This is a genomic window from Helicobacter bizzozeronii (assembly GCF_900196775.1).
Classification (GTDB): domain Bacteria; phylum Campylobacterota; class Campylobacteria; order Campylobacterales; family Helicobacteraceae; genus Helicobacter; species Helicobacter bizzozeronii.
Genome location: NZ_FZLB01000102.1, coordinates 1 through 9030 on the forward strand (window position 1 = coordinate 1; position 9030 = coordinate 9030).

The 9030-nt window shown below is 44.5% G+C and carries 7 protein-coding genes and 1 pseudogene; all 8 read left to right on the forward strand.

The window, feature by feature from the left end; all coding sequences use genetic code 11:
* Positions 1-315: 315 nt before the first annotated feature.
* Positions 316-1878, forward strand: a complete 1563-nt coding sequence (locus C5684_RS08655; RefSeq protein ID WP_233708735.1) for a mechanosensitive ion channel family protein — start codon at positions 316-318, stop codon at positions 1876-1878.
* Entirely contained in the window at positions 1856-3109 is a 1254-nt protein-coding gene (mtaB, locus tag C5684_RS08660; RefSeq protein WP_104640063.1) for a tRNA (N(6)-L-threonylcarbamoyladenosine(37)-C(2))-methylthiotransferase MtaB, read from the forward strand. Before C5684_RS08655 ends, mtaB begins: the two co-directional genes overlap by 23 nt.
* Entirely contained in the window at positions 3096-4751 is a 1656-nt protein-coding gene (locus tag C5684_RS08665; protein ID WP_199764540.1) for an AAA family ATPase, read from the forward strand. Before mtaB ends, C5684_RS08665 begins: the two co-directional genes overlap by 14 nt.
* The gene (bioV, locus tag C5684_RS08670) at positions 4751-5302 is read left to right on the forward strand and encodes a pimelyl-ACP methyl ester esterase BioV (protein WP_104640065.1); all 552 of its coding nucleotides are present in this window, start codon (positions 4751-4753) and stop codon (positions 5300-5302) included. The genes C5684_RS08665 and bioV overlap by 1 nt, the downstream gene beginning before the upstream one ends.
* An 89-nt stretch (positions 5303-5391) precedes the next feature.
* A complete protein-coding gene (locus C5684_RS08675) occupies positions 5392-7266 on the forward strand; it encodes a methyl-accepting chemotaxis protein (RefSeq protein ID WP_233708734.1) in 1875 nt (624 codons plus the stop codon).
* A 48-nt stretch (positions 7267-7314) separates the two neighbouring features.
* Positions 7315-7884, forward strand: a complete 570-nt coding sequence (locus C5684_RS08680) for a TlpA family protein disulfide reductase (RefSeq protein WP_104638741.1) — start codon at positions 7315-7317, stop codon at positions 7882-7884.
* Complete coding sequence (gene ftsY / locus C5684_RS08685) at positions 7884-8768, forward strand: signal recognition particle-docking protein FtsY (protein ID WP_104640066.1); 885 nt, start codon at positions 7884-7886, stop codon at positions 8766-8768. Before C5684_RS08680 ends, ftsY begins: the two co-directional genes overlap by 1 nt.
* A pseudogene (locus tag C5684_RS08690) lies at positions 8752-9030 on the forward strand (DNA repair protein RadA); the annotation flags it as partial. The gene ftsY and the pseudogene C5684_RS08690, both read left to right, overlap by 17 nt.

Genomic DNA, 9030 nt, shown 5'->3' on the forward strand with positions numbered 1-9030 from the left:
TAGCAATAGGGAATGTAAGACTCCAAACGGAGCTATCCTGCTTGAAGCCGCGATCTCCACTAAAGCTAGAATCCCCTAACTTTAGTTATGGGAGAGTATGTCAAGGAATACAGAATGAAATTTTGGGCAGTTAAACCCCCGGGTGTTTTGTGTTGCTGAAAACATGCCATCTTGTGTTAGACTAGACAACTGGGTGGTCAAATTTGAAAATGGGGGATTCCCTTGTTAGCAAGATGGGTTTTAAGGGGTGCTTGGGGCTTTTTATTGGGGCTTGTGCTGGCAGAGAGTCTGTGGTCTGAGGATAAAACCCCAGCCATGAGCAACCCGCGAATCAAGTATCTCCAAGAGGAGTATTGGCGTATTGAAAAAACATTAAATTCTAGCGACAATATTTGGCTCAAAAAGTTTAGCAATGTTGAGAATTACGAACAAGTTGATGAGCAGATTCAACATATCCAGCACCGCTTAAAAGTTATGAAAAGCAAAAAGGACACCAATACCCTTAAAATCAACACACTGGAGCGCACTTTGCAAGCCCTCAAACACCAAGAGGAGCTTTTAGAGCAATACAAGGTCAATCCTTTTAAAGAGCTTGTAGAAAAACCCCAGATCACCAATATCCCCAATATCACAAACCCGATTGCCATTGTAACAGGGATTTCTTTTATCAAGCAGATTAAAGCCAAATACGCCACCATGAAGCACCACCAACAAAGTTTGGCAAATGTCTTGGACTTAATCGAACAAGAATTATACACCCTCACCCAACTGGATTTGTTGCAAAGAGAGGGCATGTATGATCTCTTTAAAGACCATGAGCTCTCCAAGAAAATTTACCAAGAGCAGGTGAAAAAAATTGAGTTGCAAGGGGCACAGAGTCTGTTAAAAACCAGCATTGATATTTATGCCAAAGACATTGAGGAAGTGAGCCTGAATATCAAGTCTCAAATTAAGGACCAAATCTTTAAGCTAGCCTATGTGATCTTAATTGCTTTGGGGAGCATTGTTTTAGCATGGGTGTTGAAAATCATTAGCCACAAATATGTGCATAGCAATGAACGCGCTTACACGATCAACAAGGCGATCAACTTCATTAATGCCAACATCATCATTTTAATTTTCTTGTTTGCTTATTTGGAGAATGTGTCCTATCTGGTAACCGTTTTAGGCTTTGCTAGTGCCGGGCTAGCCATCGCCATGCGGGATTTATTCATGAGCTTGCTAGGCTGGCTAACCATTATGATTGGGGGGAATGTGCATGTGGGGGATCGGGTGAAAGTGTCTAAAGAGGGGAATACCTATGTGGGTGATGTGTTGGATATTTCCATGCTCTACATCACCATTTTAGAAGATGTTACGCTCACTAGCTACAAAGAAAACGATTACCGCGCCGGGCGTATCATCTTTATCCCTAATAACTACATTTTTACAAATCTATTTGCCAACTATAGCCATTTTGGCATGAAGACCGTTTGGGATGGGATTGACTTTTTCATCACCTTTGACTCCAACCACAAAAAGGCGATGCAAATTGCCCTAGACATCGCCAACACGCACGCCAAGCAATATACCGAAATGACCTACAAACAAATGAATAACATGCGCACCAAATACTCTTTACGCAACACCAGTGCTAACCCTAGAGTGTTCATGGCTTTAGAAAAGGACGGGATTCATATCTCGGTGTGGTATCAAACAAACTCTTATGCCACGCTGGTGCTCAAATCTAAGATTTCAGCAGATATTATAGACACGCTTTTAAACGAGCCCGATATTTTTATCGCCTACAGCACAACCAAGCTCATTAGAGATAATACAGATGGTTTTGCTAATAAAAATATGGCTAGGAAACTAGATGAAACAGAAAGTCTATTTTAAAACTTTTGGTTGCCGCACGAATTTATTTGATACCCAAGTGATGTTGGCGCATTTGAAAGCCTTTGAGCGGGTGGATTGCGAACAAGAAGCCGATATTGTGGTGCTTAATTCCTGCACGGTAACCAACGACGCGGACTATAGCGCAAGGGCGTATGCTAAAAAAATGCATGCTTTGGGCAAGCGGGTATTTTTTACCGGCTGTGGGGCTAATACACAAGGGCATAAACTCTTTAAAAGCAGGCATGTTTTTGGGGTCTTTGGGCACGATCACAAAGAGCAGATTGATGCTTTGTTGCAACAAGAACAAAGCTTTTTTTATGAGGACAAGCAAGAAAAGCTCGATCAAGGCTTGTTACAAGAATTTATAGGCAAAACTAGGGCTTTTGTCAAAATCCAAGAAGGTTGCGACTTTAAATGCAGTTATTGTATCATCCCCTCTGTGCGGGGCAAGTCCCGTAGCTTGCCAGAAAATCAGATTTTAGAACAATGCCAAGTATTAGCCCAAAGCGGGGCGTTAGAGATCGTGCTCACAGGGACCAATGTAGGCAGTTATGGCAAGGACACCCAAAGCAACATGGCAGGCTTGATTAAAAAAATCGCCCAAAACACGCCCATTAAACGCATCCGCATTGGGAGTCTAGAGCCTAGCCAAATGGATTCAGAGTTTTTAGAGCTACTCGATCACCCCATTTTAGAAAAGCATTTGCATATTGCCTTGCAACACAGCCATGACTCCATGCTCAAACGCATGCGGCGCGCTAATCGGGTCAAAAGCGATCGCGCGCTTTTCGAACATATCGCCTCTAAGGGTTTTGCATTGGGGACAGATTTTATTGTGGGGCATCCTTTTGAAGATGAATCCATATGGCAACAAGCATGGGAAAATTTTAAACAACTCCCCCTAACCCATATCCACCCTTTTATTTATAGCCCCCGTGCGGGCACGCCCTCCAGCACGATGGGGAATCGTGTACCGGGCAATATTGCCAAAGCACGCTTAAGGCAGATCAAAGCCCAAGTGCAGGCACAAAATTTAGCCTTTAGGCAAAATTTAAAGGTGCAGGGTGTGGTTTTAGAGGTGTTGGTAGAGAGTTACAAAGAAGGCTATTACTATGGGCATGACCAATATTTTAACCCGATTAAAATCCAAGCTAGTCAAGATTTATGCGGAAAATGGGTGGCATGTAGAGATTATGAAGTCTTGGAGGATGGCAACTATGCGGCGTTTTAAAAAAGTCGCTATTGGCACGCTGGTGATTTTGATCGGCGTGGCTTTTGTGCTCTTTTTGATCTTAAGAGAGCCCACTAAACTGGTGAGTATCCAAGATTTTAACACCCTCTTGCATTCTAATAAAATCCAAAGCATTAAAATGGACGATCACTACATCTATTTGAAGGTGGATTTTAAGATTTACAAGACTGCCCGGGTGGGCTGGAAAGATTCGTTGCAGTTCCCAACCAATATCCCCATTGAGATTTTAGAGGAGGACAACACCACCCAGCAAATCCTCGATTTGGTGGTTATTTTCTTTTTCCTAGTCCTCTTGGCTTTGATCTTGCGTTTTGCTTGGAATAAGAAAAATTACCCCGTGCAAGCTTCCTATGATAATGCGCTCAAACTCCAGCCAACAAGCCTGCCCTCACTGCACGCCACTTTGCCCAGCGTGCGTTTTGAAGATGTGGCAGGCACTAAGGAGGTCAAAGAGGAGTTATACGAAATTGTGGATTATCTTAAAAACCCCAAAAAATACCAAGATTTAAAAATCAAACTCCCTAAGGGCGTGCTCTTGGTGGGCCCGCCCGGGGTGGGCAAGACCATGATCGCTAAAGCCCTAGCTTCTGAGGCCAAAGTGCCTTTTTTTTATCATAGCGGATCGGCTTTTGTGCAAATTTATGTGGGCGTGGGGGCTAAGCGGGTGCGCGAACTCTTTGCTAAGGCAAAAGCCTTTAGTCCCTCCATTGTGTTTATCGATGAGATCGATGCGGTGGGCAAAGCTAGGGGGCACCAACGCAATGATGAAAGAGAAGCCACGCTCAACCAGCTTTTAACCGAAATGGATGGCTTTGAGGAGAGCTCCCAAGTGATTGTGATCGGGGCGACTAATAAAATCGATGTGATGGATGAGGCTTTGCTAAGAAGTGGGCGTTTTGATCGGCGTATTTTTATCTCTTTGCCTGATTTAGAGGAGCGCATCCAAATTTTAGAGTCCTATCTCAAGGACAAGCAACATAGTTTAGATTGTAAAGAAGTGGCTAAAATCTGTGTGGGCTTTAGCGGGGCGATGCTCTCCTCTTTGGTCAATGAGAGTGCCTTAAATGCACTCAGACGCAACACCGCCCAAATCACCATGCAAGATATTTTAGAGGTCAAGGATAAGATCGCCTTTGGCAAGAAAAAAAATGTCGCTTTGAGCGAGCAAGAAAAAAATCTCTATGCCCTGTATCAAAGTGCCAAGGCATTTAGCGCCTACTGGCTAGAAGTGGAGTTTGATAAAGTCTTGTTGATGGGGGATTTTTTGATGGCCAGCGATCAAAAGGTGCGTAGCCAAAGCGAGATGAACAATAGTATCAAGGTGTATCTGAGTGGCATGATCATCTTGGAGTTGTTTTTCCAAGAACATTATACGCTGGTTAAAGACGATCTCAAACATGCCTTTGAAATCGCCAAGCGCATGTGTGAGGATTATGCCATGGGGCATAAATTCATCGGGGATCGCACGGATATGGAGGCATTGCTAGGCACGCTGTATAAGGAGCAAAAGGAATTTTTAGGCAATTCTAAAATGCAGGTGGAAGCCATTGCCAAAGAGCTTTTAGAAAAAGAAAAACTCTCTAAGATTCAAATGCAAGAAATCTTGCGCTCCTTTGTGTGATGGTGGGGCGTTATTTTAGTGGTTTTGGTTTTCAGGGGGAGGCATGGCTTTTTGGGTGGATTTTGGAGTCTGGGGGGGTGTATGATGTGGCGGGCTTTAGCTATGGGGCAATTTGTGCGTTAGAGCATGCTTGTGATCAAGTCCAGCAGGGCAAACGCATACAACGCTTGATTCTAATCGCCCCCTGCATGCTCGCCCACAAAAGCCAAGCCTTTAAAAACTTGCAACTCAAAGCCTACCAACAAAACCCCCAAGCCTACATGCAAGCCTTCTTTGAGAAAATCGGCTGGAATGCCTTATTAGCACAAGATCCCACTCTCGCGCGTTACACGCATTTAGGCAGTCTGCAAGATTTGCAAACCTTGCTCAACTACCACTACGACCCCCAAAAGCTAGAATTTTTATGTGATCAAGGCGTGCGTTTGGAAGTGTTTATCGGGCTAGAAGATGCAATCATGGATGCTAAGGCGTTGTGTGCCTTTTTTAGGGATTATGGCTGTGTGTGGCAGTTTAAGGGCGCAAATCATTTATTAATAAAAGCAAAAAAATAATAATATATTCCACCATTTATTAGGTTATGTTAAAATGAGCGTGGGTCGGTTTTTCATGCGACTAGAGCGATGATCATCTAGAGGAAGATATGAATTTTAGAGTAAAAGTCTTGTTTGTTTTGGCTGTGTTGATGATTTTAACCTTTGGCATCACCATGAGCATTATTAGCCACAAGGTCCAAAACAATATCACCAAAGGAACGCGCCAGACTCTCTCCTTGATGGTGAATATGCTCTCTTCTTCTTTGCAAGAAACCGATGGGCATCTCCGCTCTATGCTCCAAGATACGGCTAAACACTTTGAAAATGTGGATTTAAACGATTTGCCCCGAGTGGAGCAAATCTTAAATTTTGTGCAAAGTGGGAGTGAGGATGTGCATGTCGCCTTTGAAAATGGGACGATCATTAAATCCATTGGGAAAAAGCCCGAGCATTACGACCCTAGAAAACGCGCATGGTATCAGCATGCTCGCGAGAATCCCAACCGCATTTACATCACCAAGCCCTATGTCGATCTCTTCACCCAAAAGACCATCATCACCTACTCGCTAGCGTTAATGCAAAAGGGCGTGTTTAAGGGCGTGATCGCCTCAGATGTTGCCGTAGAATCCGTTTTGAAAGCCATTAGCAGTTCTTTTTTTGCTGCTAAGGGGCAGGTGCATGTGCTGGATGCTAGTGGCGTGGTGCTCGCCTCCTCCACCTACAAAAAGGGCAGTAAATACCACCCAGATGACCCACAATTGGTCCGCCAAGTCCTGTCTGACCAAGTGGGCTTTATGGAACGCGATCACCCCAGTGGGGATAAATTCTATGTTTGGACAACGGTGCCCGATCTGGGTTGGAAAGTCGTGGGCAGGGTGTTTAAAAAGGTGGCTTTAGAAAGTCTGATTGACATCCAAAAGACGCTTTTGATCATAGGGATTGTCTCTCTTGTCATTGTCCTGTGTGTCCTCTTTGGTGTGATTGAGATTTTATTTAAGCCCTTGATCAAGCTTAGAGATTTGATCATTGAGTTGGTCTCTCAAGAGGGGGATTTGACCAAACGCCTACAGGTTAAGGGCAAGGATGAAATTGCGGTTATCTCTAAGAACATCAATGCACTTTTAGAAAAAACACAGGGCATTATCTCCAATATCAAGGAATTGAGCAGCCAAAATACCCAGATCGCCAACACGCTACACACCAGCTCAAGCGATGTCTCCCAACACACCCAAGAGGAGACAGAACGCATCTGTGTTGCGGTTAAAAATGGGAATGACATTGTGCAAAGTATTTTGATGGGGGCTGATAACGCCGATCACAACAATAAAAACCTCGTGCAAACGGGCAATAACTTAGAAGAAGTGCGCTCTAAAATCCAAACCTTTAGCCAAAATCTCGCCCACAATGCCCAGCTGGGGGTGGAGTTTTCTGACAAACTGGAGGAGGCATCCAAGAATACCGAAAACATCAAAGCGGTTTTAACCCTTATAGCCGATGTGGCAGAACAGACCAATTTACTAGCCCTCAATGCTGCCATTGAGGCAGCTAGAGCGGGCGAGCATGGACGGGGGTTTGCCATTGTGGCTGATGAGGTGCGTAAATTGGCTGAAAAGACTAAGAATAGCTTAAGCGAGGTGGATCACACCATTAACGATGTGGTGCGTGCTGTGGGGGATATTAGCCAACATCTGCACAGCAACGCCCAAGAGATTTTAAAAACCTCCGAGCTCACTTTGGCTTTGCAAGAGGTCGTGGATGCCAATGTGCAAAATATCCAAGTGGTGATCAACGCCACCACCCACGATGTGCGTGAGTTTAAGGAGGTGGCTAAAGCCACACAGGGCATTGTAGCCGAAATCCAAGAAATCAATAACCTAGCCTCGCTCAATTACCAAAGTGTGCAAGATGTGAGCCAAGCTAGCTCCTCTTTAAAACAAATGGCAGACATCTTTGATCGCGAGCTAGGGAAGTTTAAAGTCTAGTTACTGATAAAGCGTTATAATAGGCGCATTTTTTGGTAAAGAAGTGAGATGGATTGGCGTGCGGGCTTTTTGGGGGTGTTGGTGGTGTTGTTGTTTTGGGGGTGCTCAGATCAAAAGCACCACTCTAGTCCTTCTGAAACACAAGAACAGAGTGCCCCAAGTGTCCTAACTCTCTTTAATTTTTTAGATCAAAACCATCAAGAGTTCCGCTTTAAAATCACCCCCGATCACTTGCAAACCCTATCCCCTGAGAGCACCCACAAGCCCCTTTTCATCATGGTTTTTAGTTTAGATGCACCCTCTGCGCCTTTTATAACGCTCTTTAACCGCATTCAAGAAAACTTCAAGGACAAGGTGGCATTTTTAGGGTTTTTGGACAAAGCCTATCCACAAGATCAGATCGAAAATTACACCAAAGATCACACCCTGCATTTTCCCATGCTAAACCCAATGGACAGCACCCCTTTTAGCACGCCTCTTAATAGCACCTCTTGGCCCTTGCCCTATTTTTTACTCTATGACAAACAAGGCAAGCTGTATCAAAGTTACCGCGGGGCACTTGTTGAAGAGATGCTCACCAAAGAACTTCAAGATTTAATCCAAACTCAGAGGGATTGATGTTTAACTTTTTCAAAAAAACCATCCAAAATGTAGCGTCTTTGCTCAAGAGCAAAGATGCGGTGTTCAGTAAGGACGAACTCGAGGAAATCTTAATCGGCTTTGATGTGCAATTTGACTTGGTCGAAAAACTCTTAGAACACTTGCCTGAACAGATCAAGCGCAACCACTTAGAAGTCGCCCTCATGCGCTTTTTGCGCAAAGAGAGTTACTACGACAAGGTGCGCTTAAAGCCTATTGAGACCAAGCCCTTAGTTTCGCTGATTTTAGGGGTCAATGGGGCGGGCAAGACGACCACGATTGCCAAACTGGCTAAAAAACACCTGCTCAACAAGCAAAAAGTTTTATTAGGTGCGGGGGACACTTTTAGGGCCGCTGCAGTCAAACAACTCCAACTTTGGGGTGAGAAGTTGCAATTAGAGGTGATTAGTGCCGGGCAAAATAGCGATCCTAGCGCGCTGGCTTACAACACCATTGAGGCGGGGATCGCGCGGGGAGTGGATCAAATCATCATTGACACAGCCGGGCGTTTGCATAACCAAACCAACCTAAAAAACGAACTCTTAAAAATCTCTAGGGTGTGCAGCAAGGCTTTAAACAATGCCCCCTATTATAAAATCCTAATACTAGATGGCACGCAGGGTAGCTCGGCTTTAGAGCAGGCTAAGATTTTTCATGAGAGTTTAGAGCTAGATGGGGTGATTGTTACTAAGCTGGATGGCACGAGCAAGGGGGGGTGTATTTTGAGCATTCTTTATGAGTTGCAACTGCCTATTTTGTATCTAGGCGTGGGGGAGAAAGAAAACGACTTGATCGCCTTTGAGGAGATGGAGTATGTCAAAAGCCTCTTAGATGCAATCTTTAAAGATGGGCAAGAAGTCTAGGGTTTTTGAGTGCCAACATTGTGGGTTTGTCAGTCCTAAGTGGCTGGGCAAGTGCAATAATTGCAACCAGTGGGAGAGTTTTGTTGAGATCAGCCCCAAAGAGCTAGAAAGCCTTAAACCCCTTAAAAATTCCCCCAAACTCTCAGCCATCTCTATTAGCCAAGTGCAGCAAGAGAGTATCAGCACCTTTAGCTCCACGCAAAAAGAATTAGACATCGTGCTAGGCGGGGGGATTGTGGCTGGGGGGCTGTATCTCATTGGG

Excerpts from the sequence above, each read along its gene's own strand:
- C5684_RS08680 (WP_104638741.1), top strand. The coding sequence starts at position 7,315 with ATGGATTGGCGTGCGGGCTTTTTGGGGGTGTTGGTGGTGTTGTTGTTT.
- C5684_RS08675 (WP_233708734.1), top strand. The coding sequence starts at position 5,392 with ATGAATTTTAGAGTAAAAGTCTTGTTTGTTTTGGCTGTGTTGATGATT.
- mtaB (WP_104640063.1), top strand. The coding sequence starts at position 1,856 with ATGAAACAGAAAGTCTATTTTAAAACTTTTGGTTGCCGCACGAATTTA.
- ftsY (WP_104640066.1), top strand. The coding sequence starts at position 7,884 with ATGTTTAACTTTTTCAAAAAAACCATCCAAAATGTAGCGTCTTTGCTC.
- C5684_RS08655 (WP_233708735.1), top strand. The coding sequence starts at position 316 with ATGAGCAACCCGCGAATCAAGTATCTCCAAGAGGAGTATTGGCGTATT.
- bioV (WP_104640065.1), top strand. The coding sequence starts at position 4,751 with ATGGTGGGGCGTTATTTTAGTGGTTTTGGTTTTCAGGGGGAGGCATGG.
- C5684_RS08665 (WP_199764540.1), top strand. The coding sequence starts at position 3,096 with ATGCGGCGTTTTAAAAAAGTCGCTATTGGCACGCTGGTGATTTTGATC.